At 57.8% G+C, this 15,714-nt stretch carries 17 protein-coding genes; 11 read left to right on the top strand and 6 right to left on the bottom strand.

All coding sequences use genetic code 11. The annotated features are described in order from the left end of the window. Window positions 1-317: 317 nt before the first annotated feature. The 3 genes from HMPREF1207_RS10300 to HMPREF1207_RS10290 all read left to right on the top strand — a co-directional run bounded on the left by HMPREF1207_RS10300 (window position 318) and on the right by HMPREF1207_RS10290 (window position 3,667). A complete protein-coding gene (locus tag HMPREF1207_RS10300) occupies window positions 318-1,010 on the top strand; it encodes an N-acetylmannosamine-6-phosphate 2-epimerase (RefSeq protein ID WP_009672282.1) in 693 nt (230 codons plus the stop codon). Window positions 1,011-1,072: 62 nt separating this feature from the next. Continuing rightward, the gene (locus HMPREF1207_RS10295) at window positions 1,073-2,719 is read left to right on the top strand and encodes a DUF4127 family protein (RefSeq protein WP_009672280.1); all 1,647 of its coding nucleotides are present in this window, start codon (window positions 1,073-1,075) and stop codon (window positions 2,717-2,719) included. Between the two features lie 465 nt (window positions 2,720-3,184). Beyond that, entirely contained in the window at window positions 3,185-3,667 is a 483-nt protein-coding gene (locus HMPREF1207_RS10290) for a zinc ribbon domain-containing protein (RefSeq protein WP_009672287.1), read from the top strand. Window positions 3,668-3,789: 122 nt separating this feature from the next. On the opposite strand, the gene HMPREF1207_RS10285 is transcribed toward HMPREF1207_RS10290, so the two are convergent. Continuing rightward, entirely contained in the window at window positions 3,790-4,359 is a 570-nt protein-coding gene (locus tag HMPREF1207_RS10285; protein WP_009672284.1) for a TraR/DksA C4-type zinc finger protein, read from the bottom strand. Between the two features lie 677 nt (window positions 4,360-5,036). On the opposite strand from HMPREF1207_RS10285, the gene HMPREF1207_RS10280 reads away from it, so the two are divergent. From HMPREF1207_RS10280 to thiC, 7 genes are all read left to right on the top strand, one after another. Then, window positions 5,037-5,693 carry a thiamine phosphate synthase gene (locus HMPREF1207_RS10280; protein WP_009672278.1) on the top strand — a complete coding sequence of 219 codons (657 nt, stop codon included), beginning with the start codon at window positions 5,037-5,039 and terminating at the stop codon, window positions 5,691-5,693. Next, window positions 5,690-6,850: a glycine oxidase ThiO gene (gene thiO / locus HMPREF1207_RS10275; RefSeq protein WP_009672285.1), complete on the top strand. Its 1,161-nt coding sequence runs from the start codon at window positions 5,690-5,692 to the stop codon at window positions 6,848-6,850. The genes HMPREF1207_RS10280 and thiO overlap by 4 nt, the downstream gene beginning before the upstream one ends. Before the next feature lie 77 nt (window positions 6,851-6,927). Beyond that, a complete protein-coding gene (gene thiS / locus HMPREF1207_RS10270) occupies window positions 6,928-7,131 on the top strand; it encodes a sulfur carrier protein ThiS (RefSeq protein WP_009672281.1) in 204 nt (67 codons plus the stop codon). Window positions 7,132-7,135: 4 nt separating this feature from the next. Further along, window positions 7,136-7,903: a thiazole synthase gene (locus HMPREF1207_RS10265; RefSeq protein WP_009672289.1), complete on the top strand. Its 768-nt coding sequence runs from the start codon at window positions 7,136-7,138 to the stop codon at window positions 7,901-7,903. A gap of 228 nt (window positions 7,904-8,131) precedes the next feature. Beyond that, the gene (thiD, locus tag HMPREF1207_RS10260) at window positions 8,132-9,049 is read left to right on the top strand and encodes a bifunctional hydroxymethylpyrimidine kinase/phosphomethylpyrimidine kinase (protein WP_009672288.1); all 918 of its coding nucleotides are present in this window, start codon (window positions 8,132-8,134) and stop codon (window positions 9,047-9,049) included. Continuing rightward, entirely contained in the window at window positions 9,046-9,729 is a 684-nt protein-coding gene (gene thiE, locus HMPREF1207_RS10255; RefSeq protein ID WP_016423640.1) for a thiamine phosphate synthase, read from the top strand. The genes thiD and thiE overlap by 4 nt, the downstream gene beginning before the upstream one ends. Before the next feature lie 157 nt (window positions 9,730-9,886). Beyond that, window positions 9,887-11,662, top strand: a complete 1,776-nt coding sequence (thiC, locus tag HMPREF1207_RS10250) for a phosphomethylpyrimidine synthase ThiC (RefSeq protein WP_016423639.1) — start codon at window positions 9,887-9,889, stop codon at window positions 11,660-11,662. A gap of 233 nt (window positions 11,663-11,895) precedes the next feature. Here the strand turns inward: thiC and HMPREF1207_RS10245 are convergent, their stop codons facing one another. The 5 genes from HMPREF1207_RS10245 to HMPREF1207_RS10225 form a co-directional block, all read right to left on the bottom strand. Next, on the bottom strand, window positions 11,896-12,204 hold the full coding sequence (locus HMPREF1207_RS10245; protein ID WP_009671446.1) for a hypothetical protein: 309 nt from the start codon (window positions 12,202-12,204) through the stop codon (window positions 11,896-11,898). Window positions 12,205-12,561: 357 nt separating this feature from the next. Then, window positions 12,562-13,110: a spore coat protein gene (locus tag HMPREF1207_RS10240; RefSeq protein WP_009671447.1), complete on the bottom strand. Its 549-nt coding sequence runs from the start codon at window positions 13,108-13,110 to the stop codon at window positions 12,562-12,564. Between the two features lie 34 nt (window positions 13,111-13,144). Next, window positions 13,145-13,369: a hypothetical protein gene (locus HMPREF1207_RS10235; protein ID WP_009671454.1), complete on the bottom strand. Its 225-nt coding sequence runs from the start codon at window positions 13,367-13,369 to the stop codon at window positions 13,145-13,147. 155 nt (window positions 13,370-13,524) lie between these two features. Then, window positions 13,525-13,830, bottom strand: a complete 306-nt coding sequence (locus HMPREF1207_RS10230) for a hypothetical protein (RefSeq protein ID WP_036739927.1) — start codon at window positions 13,828-13,830, stop codon at window positions 13,525-13,527. Between the two features lie 53 nt (window positions 13,831-13,883). Beyond that, the gene (locus tag HMPREF1207_RS10225; protein ID WP_009671448.1) at window positions 13,884-14,510 is read right to left on the bottom strand and encodes a DUF2238 domain-containing protein; all 627 of its coding nucleotides are present in this window, start codon (window positions 14,508-14,510) and stop codon (window positions 13,884-13,886) included. 152 nt (window positions 14,511-14,662) lie between these two features. On the opposite strand from HMPREF1207_RS10225, the gene HMPREF1207_RS10220 reads away from it, so the two are divergent. After that, window positions 14,663-15,670, top strand: a complete 1,008-nt coding sequence (locus HMPREF1207_RS10220) for a Gfo/Idh/MocA family protein (protein WP_009671444.1) — start codon at window positions 14,663-14,665, stop codon at window positions 15,668-15,670. Window positions 15,671-15,714: the final 44 nt, after the last annotated feature.

The following is a 15,714-nucleotide window of genomic DNA, read 5'->3' as shown; positions in this document are numbered from 1 at the left end:
AGCCTTGTGCGCAAGCACAGGGCTTTTTTTTATGGCCGGGACTTCCGGAGGGTGCCTTGCATGAGCCGCTTCTAAACAGGACGAAAAAGTCAAAAAATGCGGAATATGTAACTTTTTGTTGGAAATATGTGTCTATAAAAGTGAACATGCAAAGAGCCGGGAGTATGGGAAGGAGTCACGATGAACTAAAAATAAAGAAAAAATGCTCCAAAATTAAGTTGAATTACGGATAATTACTTCATATAATAAAGTGACGGGTTTTCTTATAAATGCCGGCAGCGGTGCCGGACGGTCTTATAACTAACGGAGGTACAACTATGGAAAAACACAGCCTATTGGAAGCAGTCAAGGGAGGAATTATCGTTTCCTGCCAGGCGTTGCCGGATGAACCTTTGTTCGGAAGCGAGATGATGGTCAGGATGGCGCTGGCCGCGGAGGCCGGGGGAGCAGTCGGCATAAGGGCCAATACGCCGGTTGATATCGCCGCGATTAAATCGAGAGTAAAGCTGCCGCTTGTCGGGCTCTGGAAGCGTGACTATGAAGGCAGCGATGTATATATCACGCCTACCTTGGAAGAGGTAGAGGCCGTTTGGCGGGCGGGAGCCGATATAATCGCGCTGGATGCGACGATGCGGCCGCGTCCCAAAGGGGAAACGCTGAAGGAAATCGTGTCCGAAATCAAAAAGCGGGCCGGCGTTCTCCTCATGGCGGATATCTCTACCGTCGAAGAAGGGCTCCATGCCCAGGAAGCCGGCTTCGATATCCTGTCTACGACGATGTCCGGGTATACGCCGTACAGTCCTCAGCAGGAAGGGCCGGATTTCACGCTGATCCGCGAGATGGCGGCGCGGGCCGATATCCCGGTATTTGCCGAAGGGCGTATTCATACCCGGGAAGATGCGACAGAATGCTTCCGCAGCGGTGCGCATACCGTCGTTATCGGGGGCGCTATCACAAGGCCTCAGCAGATTACAAAACGTTTTGTCGACTTCGTACGTATACACGTTTAGACCGGCTCCTGCCGGACGATTGGCGCAATTATCACTTTTTCTGATCAGGGGAGATCATTGGGATGACGAAAATCGTATTTGTACCGCTCGACGAGCGGCCGTGTAACCTGGAATACCCGCAGCGCCTGGCCGAGATGACCGATTTGGAGCTTGCCGCTCCGCCCATGTCCATTCTGGGACGTAAAAAAGCGCCGGGGGACACCGAGGCTCTTGGTAACTGGCTGCTGCGGGAAGCGGAAGGGGCGGACTATGCCCTGGTGTCGCTGGATATGCTCGTTTACGGAGGCATCGTACCTTCCCGGCTGCACTATTTGACCCGTGAAGATGCGCTGAAGCGCCTTGAAGTGCTGCGCGAACTCAAAAGGAATAAGCCGGACCTGCGGATCCACGCTTTTAATCTGATTATGAGGGTGCCCGCCTATTCCAGCAGCGAAGAGGAGCCGGATTATTACGCGGATTACGGCCGCGAGCTGTTCCTCTACGGCTGGTATACGGACAAGAAACAGCAGGAAGCGCTGACGGACGAAGAAGAGCGGATTTTCGCCGGCATTCTGGACAAAATTCCGCAGGATGTGCTGGAAGATTTCACCGGACGGCGCGAAATCAACGCTTTCGTCAACCGGACGGCACTGGAGCTTGCGGAAGAAGGGATTATCGACTATTTGATCATCCCGCTCGACGATAATTCCCAGTACGGCTTTTCCCCGCTGGAGCAGAGAGCGCTCGCCATCCTCTCGGAAGAGCTGGACCTGACGGATCGCGTTGCGATATACCCGGGGGCGGACGAAATCGGCTGTACGCTGTTTGCCCGGATTTTCTGCGAAAGCAAAGGATATCTTCCGAAGCTGTTTGTCCGTTATTCCTCCACGAGAGGACCTTTCTGCATTCCGAAGTACGAGGACCGCAGCTTGAACGAGAGCATCAAGGCGCACCTGACGAGTGCAGGCGCTTTTATGGCGGACAGCTCGCAGGGTGCAGACGCCGTGCTGATGGTCAATTCGCCGGCCGTGGGCGAATCGGACATGGCGGAAACGTCGCAGGCGTGGAGCCAGCGGCACCGGTCTTACTTCTCCGAGGTGAATTTGCGCGAGTTCGCCCAGGCGATGCGCGTGTATCTCGGAGAAGGGCGGACCGTAGCCCTGGCCGACGTGGCGGTCTGCAACGGCGGCGACACCGTGCTGCTCAAGCTGCTTGCCCGTCAGGGCCAGCTTGAAGGGCTTTCCGCGTATGCCGGGTGGAACACCTCCGGCAATACGCTGGGCACCGTCATCGCGCACGCCGTCATCGAGGCGTACTACGCGGGCGCGGGGGAAACGGCCGGCGGGACGGACGCGGACACCCCGGCGGGAGGCCGTTTGCGCAGCGAAGCACAGAAGCGGAGCAGCCGGGCCTTCTACTTCTACCGGCTCGTAGAAGACTGGGGCTACCAGGCCCTCGTCCGCAAGGATGTGACGGCGAACGTGCTTCCGGCGTTCGGAGCGGGGTATTTCGGGCTGGCCGGCAAGCAGCCTGAAATCGAAGCCGTCATCGCGGAGAAGCTGCGCGCGTTTGTCAGTGAGCGCCTCGCCGGGCTGACGTCCGGACAGATCCGGCTCGCCAACGTTCATCTGCCGTGGAACCGGATGTTCGAGGTCGGGTTTGATCTGGATCTGGTCGGGGACGGTAGCCTTGATCCGTCCCGCGAAAGTAAAGAGACCGCCCGGAGCTGATCGGGATCGGGCTTTGTTTTTGCGGATGTCTTCGTGTATCGCCATCGGATTCGGGCATCGGATCGGAGGATGCGGCAAGCGCTTCGGCCTTAAGGGCCGGGGCGCTTTTTTGTACTGGGGAAAGCGGGAAAGGACGCGATAAGCTTTGCAAAAGGATAGCCGGCTGGCGGCTTCGTTCTCGGGGATGCGGTTCATCTGCATATGCAGACTGTCCGCCATCCGGTTGATCGCCTGACTCAACTGCCGGCAACGCCCCGCCCTCCAAACCGCCTCCAAATTGGGCCCGGAAATTTCGCGGATTTCGTTCATTTCCGGGGCAAACCGGAATTGGTGTCCTTTTTTCCGGAAAGGCCCCATACACTATAACGGAGGCCAAATTAGCGCATCCAGCGGGAAACGGGTATAATGGGGGTATTATAAAAGTCAGATTGTGCCCATGCAATCTTAACATCAAGGAGGTACCCTATGTCCGGATTTATCGGGAAGATTAAACAGGGCGCAGCCGAAGCGGGGAAAAAAGCGCAGCAGACGATCGAAGTTAACCGGTTGAAGCTGCAAATTGCGGCGAAGCAGAGAGATATGCAGAAACTGTATACGCAGATCGGCGAATTCGTCTACGAAGCGGGCAAGCAGAAGCAGCCTTACCCGGAGACGCAGGTCGCGGCCGTAACGGCTGAGCTTCAGGCTGTCGAAGATGAAATCAAGGCGATGCAGAACCGGATTTACAGTCTGTACGACGAGAAATCGTGCGAATGCGGACACGTGGTCGCGGTGGATACCCGGTTTTGCCCGAACTGCGGGCGGAAATTCGAACCGATTCACGAGCAGGCGGATTTTACGGCTATTATGGAATTGAAGCCTTTCTGTCCCCAGTGCAAAGAAGATATCGAACCCGGTATGCAGTTCTGCACGACCTGCGGATACCGGCTGACGGAAGAAGAAAACTAGACTGCCGGTTAGCCTGCGGAAGGCGTTATACATGCCATAGGATAAAGACGATTATACAGGCGACATGCCAAAAAGGATGAAGGGATTCTTCGCGAATGCCTCATCCTTTTTTTTATGTTTATCTACTTCTCGTCTTCGCAGGCGTCCGCGGGTTCCTTCGCCTGAGCGTTTCCCGTCCTGCGGGTATCCGAACTGTTGCCGTATTCTTCTACGTTCTTCCAGGCGTCCGCGTCGTCGATTTCGGCGCGGCCCGTGTCGTCATCGTTCGGAGACTCCAGGATCGGTTCGAGAATTTCTTCTTCTACCGGGCGTTCTGCGGGATCGCCTTCCGCACGTATCTGCGAATGTTCAACGCAGGTAGAAGCCCATGGAATCGCCTCCAAGCGTTCGAACGGAATCGGCTCCTTGCATACTTCGCATACGCCGTAAGAACCGGATTCAAGCCGGCCGATCGCATGTTTGACGTCTGTAAGCTGCTGTTCCATATTTTCATCCACCGCCTGATCCCGGCCTCTTTCGAACGCTTCGGTTGCGATGTCGGCGGGGTGATTGTCGTATGAGGAGAGTTCTCCGGTAGAGTCTCTCAGGGAGTCTTCTTCCCGGTCGGACTCAAGCACGTGCTCCAGCTCGCTTTTTTCCTTGTAAAGCCGCTGCTCCAGCTTGTTTCTTTCTTCTTCGGTCAGCGCTGCCATCGGACATTCCTCCCCTTCGGATACGGTATATGGGACGGTTCCCCCTGAAGAGATGAATACCGCTCGATTGTATTTTTTTATTACCCGAAGACCCCTTTCTTTGACTCAAAAGCGGAAGATGGTAACATACGGGAGCGGGTATCTGGAGCTTGCCGGAAGTAGACGAGTTCGGTTCCGGGCGTTTTTTACGGGAAAATTTAGCTTGTAATTGGAAAAAGGATAAGGTAAGGTTAAGATAACCTTATATGTTTCGGGAGCTGGATGAAGTCCGGCTGAGAGTGTGACCGCGAATGTCACTAACCGTATCTGATCTGGGTAATGCCAGCGTAGAGAGAATAACCCTGCCGACCAAGGCCGCACGGTATATTCCGTCCGGTCTTTTTTAGTTCATTGCAAGCCTGAGGCTGCTGCCGGTTGTTCCGGGAAATCTTGTCCGCTTACGAACCGCCTAGCGGCCGTAGGCGCGAGAAGACCGGGATTGGAGAAATACCGGTACGGTCGGTCGTTTCCGCCAATCGGCGGAGCGGCGTCCAGGCTCGCGTGCAACGGTGTACGGGAAAACCACTTTCTGCGGAAAGTGGTTTTTTTGCGTGTATTGCCGCCTCGTCTGACAGAAAGCGGGCCCTGCCCGAAGATTGATTATAAGCCGCTATATAAGCCGAGAGGAGAAGAACGAGATGACCCCTTATCCCGCCGGACCGGAACTTCACGCCATCTCAACCGGAAGGCAGAAACCGGAGGTGCTTATACGGATTGCCTCCGCCATCCATCCTTACGTAACGGCCATTCATGTGCGTGAAAAAAAGCAGTCCCCGCGGGAGCTGTGGGCGCTGCTCTCGGGGCTTGCCGCATGCGGGGTCCCGCCGGGCAAGATTATCGTCAACGATCGCGCCGATGCGGCCCGGCTGTCCGGAGCGGCCGGCGTGCAGCTTCCGGGAAGCGGCCTGCCCGCCTCCGCCGTGAAAAAGGGGTTTCCCGGCCTGCGCGTAGGCGTCTCCGTTCACGGGCCGGAGGAAGGTGGCCGTGCCGCGAAGGAGGGGGCCGATTATGTGATATTCGGCCATGTATTCGCCACAGGCTCCAAACCCGGAGCGGCCCCGCGCGGCGCGGAAGCGCTGCGGGAGACGGTGCTGGCTTGCGGAGGCCTCCCGGTTATCGCGATCGGAGGGATTATTCCGGAGAACTGCGCCGAGGTGATTCGTGCGGGAGCAGCGGGCGTGGCCGTGATGAGCGGCATATGGGAAGCGGAGAATCCCGCGGAGGCTGCGGAGCGTTACCGGCACGAGCTGGAGCTTGCCCTGCAGCCGGAGAAAACAGGAGGAGAACTGAGATGAATCGGGATACGGATATTGTCGTGATCGGAGGAGGCGTTATCGGCTGCTCGATCGCCTATCAGCTGGCGAAGCGGGGAGTCCGAGTGACTCTGCTGGAAAAGGAACGTATTGCCGGGCAGGCGTCGGGCGCGGCAGCCGGGATGCTTGGGGCCCAATCCGAAATGCGCGAGGCGGGGCCGATGTTTGATTTTGCCCGCAGGAGCCGGGATTTGTTCCCGGAACTGGCGGAAGAGCTCAAGGAGCTGACGGGCCTGGACATCGGCCTCACCCGCCGGGGAATGCTTAAAGCCGCCTGGACCGATGCCGAAGCGGCGGCGCTCAAAGCGGACGGCCGTTTCCAGCAGGAGGCCGGCGGCCGGGCGGAATGGCTCCGTCCGTGCGAGACAGGCTGGCTGGAGCCCGGGCTGAGCAAGGAGCTCCGCGGGGCGCTTCACCTGCCCGACGAGGGGCACGTGCTGGCGCCGGAGCTGTCGGCCGCTCTGGCCGCCGGAGCGGCGCGGCTTGGCGCGCGGATCATGGAGCACGCCGACGTGACCGGACTCCTGACGGAGTCGGGCAGGGTGAGCGGCGTGCAGACCCGCGAAGGGAAGATCCGCTGCGCCGGCGCGGTGCTGGCGTCCTCGCTTTGGAGCGCCCAGATTCTGGCGCCTCTGGGCGTGGAGCTGCCCGTGTATCCGGTGAAGGGAGAATGCTTCTCCCTCACCCTGCGGCAGCCTCTTCTCGCGAGGACGATCGCTTCGGGCGGCTGCTACATCGTGCCCAAGCCGGGCGGGCGGATCATCGTGGGAGCCACGGCTCAGCCCGGCTCCTTCGACCGCAGTCCGCGTCTTGGCAGCCTGCTTTCGCTGGCCGCGCAGGCGCAGCGGCTCGTCCCGGGGCTTGCGGATGCCGAGTGGGAGCGCGCCTGGGCAGGGCTGCGGCCTCAGACGCCCGACGGGATGCCTTACATCGGCGAGATAACGGCCTGCAAGGGGCTTTTCGCAGCCCTCGGGCATTACCGCAACGGCATTTTGCTGTCGCAGGCGACCGGCGTGCTTGCCGCTTCGGTGCTCACGGGCGGGGCCGCGGCTGCCGAAGCGGCTCTGCCGGGGGCGAGTGAGCTGCTCGAAGCGTTCCGGCCGGACAGAAAGGCGGTAGCCGCGGCTGTAAGGCAGTAGACCCCGCCGGCTGGGGAGCATGGCTCCGTGTACCGGCCCGGAGGCTGCATTTTGCAAGTGAAGGAGGCATTTGACGAGTGAAGCTGCATGTAAACGGAGACGACATTACGGTGCCGGAAACGGTACATACCGTAGAAGGGCTGATCTTGCACCTAGGATTAAAACGCAATCTGCTTATCGTGGAGACCAACGGGCATATTTTGCAGGCGGAAGAGCATGCTCATACCCCGGTGGCGGACGGCGACCGGATCGAAATCGTTCATTTTGTAGGAGGAGGCTGACCCTATGCTGAAAATCGGACCTTACGAATTTAACTCCAGGCTGCTGCTGGGAACGGGGAAATTCCCGGATTTTACGATTCAGAAAAAGGCGGTCGAGGTTTCCGAAGCGCAGATTTTAACTTTTGCCGTGCGGCGGATGAATATTTATGACCCGGAACAGCCGAACTTTTTGTCCATGCTGGATGTAAGCAAGTTCAAGCTGCTGCCGAATACGGCGGGAGCCAAAACGGCCGAAGAAGCGGTCCGCATCGCCAAGCTGGCGAAAGCATCCGGACTCTGCGACATGATCAAAGTAGAAGTGATCGGCTGTGACAAGACCTTGCTGCCCGATCCGGTAGAAACGCTGAAGGCCACCGAAATGCTGCTGGCCGAAGGGTTTCTTGTCCTGCCGTATACGTCGGATGATGTCGTGCTGGCGCGCCGTTTGCAGGAGATGGGCGTTCATGCGATCATGCCGGGGGCATCGCCGATTGGTACCGGTCAAGGCATTATCAACCCGCTGAATCTCAGCTTCATTATCGAAGAAGCGCGCGTACCCGTCATCGTGGACGCAGGCATCGGGGCTCCTTCGGACGCCGCGCTGGCTATGGAAATGGGAGCGGACGGAGTGCTGCTGAACACAGCGGTTTCCGGCGCAGCCGATCCTGTGCGGATGGCGTATGCCATGAAGCTGGCCTTGGAGGCCGGAAGGGCCGGGTATGAAGCCGGACGAATCCCGCGCAAGCGTTATGCGACCGCGAGCAGTCCTTTGGAGGGAGTCAGCGTGGGCTGACGGATGTGGTACAGGCGGGAGGCGAACATTACTCAACGCCATCCAAAACCGCAGCGTCGAACGGCAGGAACGAACGGTCAGACCAACCGGCATCAGAAGCAGGACTTACCTCAAGAATTTCAAAACCTGCCGCTGACTGTGTGACTACCTATATCTTTATAGTCGTGTAGACCTATGCGAAAAAGAGGAATTATGTCGGCCACTGCAAGTTAATGGAGGTGCAACCTGATGAACATGTCCTTAAACAAACAGCAGTATCCGCCGGAGCCTCGCCGTCAAGCCCCGCTCGTTCCTGCGGCAGCCACGATTGCCGGTTCCGACAGCGGAGGAGGGGCGGGCATCCAGGCCGATCTCAAAACGTTCCAGGAGCTCGGGGTATTCGGAGCAAGCGCTTTGACGGCCGTAACGGCACAGAACACGCTCGGTGTTCACGGAGTTCATCCGATCCCTCCTTCTATGGTGGCGGCTCAAATCGACGCGGTTGCCGGAGATATCGGGCCCGCCGCCTGGAAGACGGGCATGCTTTTCAGCGCGGAGATCATTGAAGCCGTAGCGGACCGCGCGACTTTCTACAAATGGTCCCGTCTGGTTGTGGACCCCGTTATGATCGCCAAAGGCGGAGCAAGCCTGCTGCAGGAGGATGCCGTGCAGGCGCTTAGGAGCCTGCTGCTTCCGCTGGCGCAAGTCGTGACGCCGAATATCCCGGAGGCGGAGGCGCTTACGGGAATGCGGATCGCAACGATGGCGGACCGCAAAGAAGCCGCCCGCCGCATTCATGCGTGGGGAGTCAAATACGTGGTGCTGAAAGGCGGCCACGGAGGGAACCGCGCCCAATCGCTGGACCTGCTGTACGACGGCCGCGTGTTTACGGAATTTGCGGCTCCCTGGGTAGAGACGCGGCATACGCACGGCACCGGCTGCACCTTCGCCGCGGCATTGACGGCGGGGCTTGCTTCCGGGCTACCTATGGACGAAGCGGTACTGCTCGCCAAACGCTTTATCCAGGCGGCTCTCGAGAACCCTCTGAACCTTGGAGCGGGGCATGGCCCGACCAATCATTGGGGGTACAACAGACCGGGGACGGCAGGCGCTTTCTTCAAAACGGCACCGGCCGCAGCCGGAGAAAGCGAGGGGTGGCTGCGATGACAAAAACGGCTTCCGAAACCCGGTATACCGGCAATCTCAGGGAAGCGTTGAAGGTTTATCTCGTGATGGGGAGCCCCAACTGCGGGGGCAGAGACCCCGCTGCCGTATTGCAGGCGGCCATAGAAGGCGGCGTCACGCTGTTCCAGTTCAGGGAGAAGGGCCCCGGCGCCCTGCAGGGCCAAGAACGGACGGAGCTGGGGAGCCGGCTCCTCGGCGTCTGCCGTCAGGCGGGAATCCCGTTCATCGTGAACGACGATCTCCGCCTGGCGGAAGAGCTGGAGGCCGACGGAGTTCACGTCGGCCAAGAAGATCTGGCGCAGTGGGACCGGGAGGGACTGCGCCACAGATTTAAAGGGCGGATTCTCGGCATATCCGCCCACGACCCCGCCGAGGCGCGGGAGGCGGTCCGCTGCGGCGCCGATTACCTCGGCGCGGGCCCGATGTACGCCACGGCGACGAAACCGGATGCCCGTGCCGTGCAGGGCCCGGGCATCCTTGCTGCCATGCGGGCGGACGGCATTTCGCTGCCGCTGGCGGGCATCGGCGGCATCACGCCGGAGGGCGCGGGCGCCGTACTGGCGGCCGGAGCCGACGGCGTGGCGGTCATCTCGGCCATCAGCGGTGCCGACGACCCGCGCGAAGCGGCCCGGAGGTTTTCCCGCCTATTTACGGGGGGATAAGCCGGCGCCGGCAGTTATTTTACCGGTTGGCTGCAGACAGTCTATCAGCGAGTCATAAACGCGTTCGAAAAGGTATGCCAAACCGCCGTTTAAGCCATAAACGTCCATTAATAAGGCTTTTACAACGAGCCAATAAAGTTCGGGAGGGATTTTTAAAATGACCAAAAGTACAGAAATCCAGGAGCCTAACGTATCCACTTTTCCGGGGAGCCGCAAAGTTTATGTGGAAGGCTCTCGTCCGGACGTGCGCGTAGCGATGAGGGAGATTCAATTGAGTCCGTCCTCCGGGCGTTTTGGCGAAGAAGAGAATGCCCCGGTCCGTGTCTATGACACGAGCGGTTTGTACACGGATACCGAAGAGGCAACCGATATCCGCCGGGGCCTGCCTTCGAACCGGTACGGCTGGATTGTGGAGCGCGGCGACGTGGAGGCTTACGAGGGCCGCACCGTGAAGCCGGAGGACAACGGGCTGCGCAGCGAGGAAGCGCTGGCGAATACGGAAGTGTTTCCCGGTCTTAACCGGAAACCGCTTCGTGCCAAGCCCGGGAGCAATGTGACTCAGATGCATTATGCGCGCAAGGGGATCGTTACGCCGGAGATGGAGTACATCGCCATCCGCGAGAATGTGGCGCCCGAATTTGTCCGCGATGAAGTGGCCCGGGGCCGTGCCGTTATTCCTTCGAATATCAATCACCCGGAAAGCGAGCCGATGATCATCGGGCGCAATTTCCTTGTGAAGGTGAATGCGAACATCGGCAACTCGGCCGTAGCTTCTTCGATTGAGGAAGAGGTGGAAAAAATGACTTGGGCGACCCGCTGGGGAGCCGATACGGTCATGGACCTGTCCACGGGCAAAAACATCCACACGACGCGCGAATGGATCGTGCGGAATTCACCGGTGCCGATCGGAACGGTGCCGATTTATCAGGCGCTGGAGAAAGTGGGTGGAAAGGCCGAAGAACTCACGTGGGAGATCTACCGCGATACGCTTATTGAACAGGCCGAACAAGGGGTCGATTACTTCACGATTCATGCGGGCGTGCTCCTCCGCTATATTCCGCTGACGGCCAAAAGAACGACGGGCATCGTTTCCCGCGGAGGCTCGATTATGGCTGCCTGGTGCCTGGCCCATCATAAGGAGAACTTCCTCTACACCCATTTCGAAGATATCTGCGAAATTATGAAAGCTTACGATATTTCGTTCTCGCTCGGAGACGGCCTGCGTCCCGGTTCGATTGCGGATGCGAACGACGAAGCGCAGTTCGCCGAACTGGATACGCTCGGAGAGCTGACCCGGATTGCCTGGAAGCATGACGTCCAGGTCATCATCGAAGGCCCCGGCCACGTTCCGATGCATCTCATCAAGGAGAACGTCGACCGGCAGATGGAAGTTTGCCAGGAGGCGCCGTTCTACACCCTCGGTCCGCTGACAACGGACATCGCGCCGGGTTACGATCATATTACGTCCGCTATCGGTGCGGCGATGATCGGCTCGTTCGGTACGGCGATGCTCTGCTATGTAACGCCGAAGGAACACTTGGGCCTGCCGAATAAAAATGACGTGCGCGAAGGCGTAATCGCCTATAAAATCGCTGCACATGCGGCAGACCTGGCCAAAGGCCATCCGGGAGCGCAGGACCGGGATAACGCCCTTTCCAAAGCGCGGTTCGAGTTCCGCTGGCGCGACCAGTTCAACCTTTCGCTTGATCCGGAACGGGCGATGGAGTACCACGACGAAACGCTCCCTGCGGAAGGGGCCAAAACCGCCCATTTCTGCTCCATGTGCGGTCCGAAGTTCTGCTCCATGAGGATTACGCAGGACATCCGCGAGTATGCCCGCGAGAACGGCCTCGGCGAACAGGAAGCGGCGGAAGCGGGCATGGCCGATAAAGCCGCCGAATTCCGGCGCGAAGGCAACGTGATTTATAAGTAGGCCAAGAATCGGCCTGCGAATGACAGCGAATGACGGCGCACGAGTGCATGACAGCCCGTCCGTTTGTCCGCCAAGCTTGCAGTGCAGTATGCAGCCGCAAAAGCAAAAACCGTATTTCTCCTGTCCAGTGGAGGAATACGGTTTTTCTTATGAGCGAAATCTCGAGAGAATGAGAATGTTGCGGGCAGCCCCGCAATCGATCCGAAGCGGGCTGACACGAACTAAAGCGAGCGCTAGCCGTTCGGCTGCTTCTCCTCCGAAGCGGCTTCCGAAGCGGCACGCAATTGAACAGGCTGCCGGCTGTGTATTCCATCCGTTCGTGCGCTATCTACTTCCGCAGTCGCCCATTCCTTGACGGAGGCGCTGTCCGGTCCCGGTTCCGCCATCCACTCATGATGGGCTGCGGACGTGTGCTCTTCCTCTTCGTAATCAAAGGATGACACGCCGTACTGGTCCCGGGCACCTTGGATACTTTTTATGAAAACGGTTACAACTAAAAAGCCGAAAATGAGCAATGTTAATGTTCCCCATAAGGCTGTCATTTTGAGCTGCCTCCTTGAACGTACGAATCGACTGCGGAAGAAAAGAGCCTTCCTACCATATGTACGCGTAAGTTCCGGAGAAGTTTCTGCTCACGCCCAGGAAATATCTAGTTTTTTTTGATGGCATATTTGTGCGCAGGAAAAAGAATGAAAAACAATATTAATTACATATCGTGTATATTGAATCTTTGATTGTTTTATATCGAAAAAAGCGGCGGACCGCATGACGGACACCTGCTTCCTCGCAGAGCTCTCTGCGGCCTCGCCGAAAAACGAAGAAGCCTCCTCCCGCCCGGGGAAGAGGCATTTTCATTTTTTCTTAGTTCGCGTGTGGCGATATTCCGAAATTCCGAAATTCTACATCGTGTAGTGCTGCTGTGCTTGTCCCGCCTGATTGTAAGGAGGTTGTGTGTAGGAGTATCCTTGGTGCTGGCCTCCGGAAGACAGGTAGGGATTCACGAGCTGCTGGGTTTGTTGTCCCGATTGCTGGGAGTGCTGAATTTGTTTGTCGATATCCTGACGCAGGGCTGGAGAGGGAGTGGTGTACATGTTATTTTGTTTCATAAACGTGTACAGTTCCCCTTGCAGATGCAGGGTATCCAGCGTGAGCTGGTTAAATAGCTGGCGGATCGCCGGGCAGTTGGATTCCGTCGTTGCCGTTGCATATTCTCTGACCACGCGCTTATGGTCGGCAAGGATTGCGGACAGGAGGTCCTTGTCGCTCAGGATGGAGCCGCTCTGGCGGTTCTGCTGTTGATTCGGCTGTTGATTTTGCTGGAAACCTTGCGAGTACGGATATGCGGACTGCTGCTGAAAAAGCTGCTCCAGCTGTTGTTGGCGCTGGTTATGCTGTTGCTGCTGCTGGTAGGACAGCTGCCGGTTTTGGTTGTTCTGTTGCTGGTTCACAGGAAATCCCTCCTTTTGTCGGGCTTGAATAAAGTTATTGCTGCTGCGGCTGATTCGGGGCATGCTGAGCGTGCTGCTGAAGAGCGGACAAAATTTGAGCGTAATGCTGCTGGTGACTCTGGATCAGATGCTCCGCGATCTGCCGGATAGCCGGGTTTTGAGCATGGGCGATGGCGTTTGCCGCCTGTTTAATCAACAGATCCTCATTGGTCAGGGAATCGGCCAGGTAGTCCAATTCTTTGCTGGTTATCGGTTGCATGGAAAATCCTCCTTTCCGTTCCTTAGTAATGTAACCCGGTTTTATGGAATTATTCGGAAAAAGTGATTTTGCCGAAAATTGCAGAACGAGCATCCGGCCCCGCGCAGCAAAAAGAACCCCGCTTCTACGAAGGGGGGCGGGGAAAGTATGAATGTTTACTTGCGCGGAGGCCGCTTGGCGATTTCCTCCGTCACCACAAAGGCAAGCTCTTCATTGCCGAACATGGACAGCACGCCGAGCAGAGTGTCGTCGGGAATTTCTCCGGCTTCTTCCTTGGAAACCGTAAGCTCCAGCGCCTGCTGAAGCTCCGTGTTGTTCCCCTGTTGGGGATAGGCCTGCGCATACAGGGCGGCCGGGTCCAGTCCGTGATTGATGCACCACTGGGCAAAAATCAGAATCATCATTCGTTCGTCGCGCTGATAGTTCTCGATGATGCGTTTTTCCATCTCCTGCTGATTCATGTTCATAGGGTAGTGCCTGCTCCCTTCGATCGTGTGAATTAGAGACATCAGATTTAAAAGCTGCCGGGGAGTCTCATCGCCCGGTTATGCGATTTGCCCAGAAGCAGCAGGGAAAGGACGGCGCCGATCAGAGCGCACATCATGTCCCATTGGGTGTCCCAGACATCGCCTTGAGTGCCCAGGAAAGATTCCGCCGCCGTCCCGGTCAGCTTGGCGACAGTGAACTCCAGGAGTTCATAGAAAGCGCTGAATCCCAGGCAAACGCTGAGCGTAAGAAACGTAAGCCAGCCTCCGGGCTGTATGGGAACTTTGCGGATTAGAATCTCGCGCGTGAGAATGGCGGGTACAAAGCCCTGCATAAAATGACCGAGCCGGTCGTAATAATTCCGCTCCAGATCGAAGGTATCCCGAAGCCAGTTGAAGAGGGGGACCTCCGCATACGTGTAGTGCCCGCCTACAAACAAAATCATGACATGAGCCCACACCAGCGTATACGTGAGAAGGGTAAGCGGAGTCTGCCGGTAAATGCCGATTAATACGGCTACCAGAATCAGCCCCGGCGTCACTTCCAGCAGCCAGGTGAAATAATCATGAGGCCGTATGCCTGACCAGATGAAAACGGCCGCCAGGCTGCCCAGCAGAGCGGAATAGCTCCCGGTGGGGACACGGGAAGATTTCATGGGGCGGAAGAACCTCCTATAGGTTATTGTGCGTGCTTTTTTACATTTCGTCCAATCTTTGAGCCTGATTCGTGCGCATCCTATATCCGGAACTGGTGCGGTAAGCTATACTGACTCTATCGTACCATGAAAGCGGGAAAGGGAGGTAGACCATGTCATCTTCGAACCGAAAAATAAGGTGGGGCATTCTTGGGTGCGCTTCCATCGCTCTAAGGGCAACCGTGCCCGCCATTCAGGCATCGTCTACGGGGGAGCTTGCCGCTATTGCCAGCCGCGACGTGTTCAAAGCCAGGGAAGCGGCCCGACGTCACGGAATACCGGCCGCCTATGGAAGCTATGAGGAGCTGCTCGCCGATCCGACCCTGGATGCGGTGTACATTCCGCTCCCGAATCATTTGCATTTTGAATGGACGATTAAGGCCGCAAGAGCGGGGAAACATGTGCTCTGTGAAAAACCGCTTGCCCTTACGGCTGCCCAGGCGCAAGAAATGGCCGCGGCGTGCAGGGAAGAGGGCGTCCTCCTTGCGGAAGCCTTTATGTACCGACATCATCCCCGGTACGACCGAATTCGCGAGATTCTTGCGGCCGGGGAACTGGGCGTTATACGCGCGATGCGCGCCTCCTTCACGTTCGATAACTCCGCGGATACGGGAAATGTCCGCTGCCGCAAAGAGTGGGGCGGCGGTTCGCTTTACGATATCGGCTGCTATACGCTTAATGCGGCCCGTTATTTGCTTGACGGAGAGCCGGAAGCCGTTACGGTGCAAGCTTTCTTCTCGCCCGGGCACGGCGGCGTAGATATGATGGCGTCGGGGCTTGCGGAGTTTCCGGATGGCGTCGCCTTGACGTTCGACTGCGGCATGTGGGCCGCTTCCCGCAATACAATCGAAATCGTCGGGACGACGGGGACGATTGAAGTGCCGAGCGCTTTTGTCGCACCGGAGGGAAGGGGAGCCGACTTTACCGTCACGGTAAACGGTGCTCGCCGGACGGAGGCCGCGCCTTCCGTGAACCAGTACGCCGTGCAGTTCGACGACTTCGGACGGGCCGTTTTGGGCCGGGAGCCCTATCGTTTTCCGGCCGAAGATGCCATTAACGGCATGAAGGTCCTGGAGGCCTGCCTTCTTTCTGCGGAAACCCGGGCAAAAATAAGCCTCTAAACTAGCAAAAAAAGGATGGCGCCCGGGAACGTTTTGTACTATGA

This window comes from Paenibacillus sp. HGH0039 (assembly GCF_000411255.1).
Lineage (GTDB): Bacteria > Bacillota > Bacilli > Paenibacillales > NBRC-103111 > Paenibacillus_F.
Note: the sequence above shows the minus strand (reverse complement) of the source record. Positions and strands in the feature narration are given on the sequence as shown.

Excerpts from the sequence above, each read along its gene's own strand:
- HMPREF1207_RS10225 (WP_009671448.1), bottom strand. The coding sequence starts at position 14,510 with ATGAAATCTTCCCGTGTCCCCACCGGGAGCTATTCCGCTCTGCTGGGC.
- HMPREF1207_RS10230 (WP_036739927.1), bottom strand. The coding sequence starts at position 13,830 with ATGAATCAGCAGGAGATGGAAAAACGCATCATCGAGAACTATCAGCGC.
- HMPREF1207_RS10290 (WP_009672287.1), top strand. The coding sequence starts at position 3,185 with ATGTCCGGATTTATCGGGAAGATTAAACAGGGCGCAGCCGAAGCGGGG.
- HMPREF1207_RS10235 (WP_009671454.1), bottom strand. The coding sequence starts at position 13,369 with ATGCAACCGATAACCAGCAAAGAATTGGACTACCTGGCCGATTCCCTG.
- HMPREF1207_RS10285 (WP_009672284.1), bottom strand. The coding sequence starts at position 4,359 with ATGGCAGCGCTGACCGAAGAAGAAAGAAACAAGCTGGAGCAGCGGCTT.
- HMPREF1207_RS10265 (WP_009672289.1), top strand. The coding sequence starts at position 7,136 with ATGCTGAAAATCGGACCTTACGAATTTAACTCCAGGCTGCTGCTGGGA.
- HMPREF1207_RS10245 (WP_009671446.1), bottom strand. The coding sequence starts at position 12,204 with ATGACAGCCTTATGGGGAACATTAACATTGCTCATTTTCGGCTTTTTA.
- HMPREF1207_RS10220 (WP_009671444.1), top strand. The coding sequence starts at position 14,663 with ATGTCATCTTCGAACCGAAAAATAAGGTGGGGCATTCTTGGGTGCGCT.
- thiE (WP_016423640.1), top strand. The coding sequence starts at position 9,046 with ATGACAAAAACGGCTTCCGAAACCCGGTATACCGGCAATCTCAGGGAA.
- thiD (WP_009672288.1), top strand. The coding sequence starts at position 8,132 with ATGAACATGTCCTTAAACAAACAGCAGTATCCGCCGGAGCCTCGCCGT.
- HMPREF1207_RS10280 (WP_009672278.1), top strand. The coding sequence starts at position 5,037 with ATGACCCCTTATCCCGCCGGACCGGAACTTCACGCCATCTCAACCGGA.
- HMPREF1207_RS10295 (WP_009672280.1), top strand. The coding sequence starts at position 1,073 with ATGACGAAAATCGTATTTGTACCGCTCGACGAGCGGCCGTGTAACCTG.
- HMPREF1207_RS10300 (WP_009672282.1), top strand. The coding sequence starts at position 318 with ATGGAAAAACACAGCCTATTGGAAGCAGTCAAGGGAGGAATTATCGTT.
- thiC (WP_016423639.1), top strand. The coding sequence starts at position 9,887 with ATGACCAAAAGTACAGAAATCCAGGAGCCTAACGTATCCACTTTTCCG.
- thiO (WP_009672285.1), top strand. The coding sequence starts at position 5,690 with ATGAATCGGGATACGGATATTGTCGTGATCGGAGGAGGCGTTATCGGC.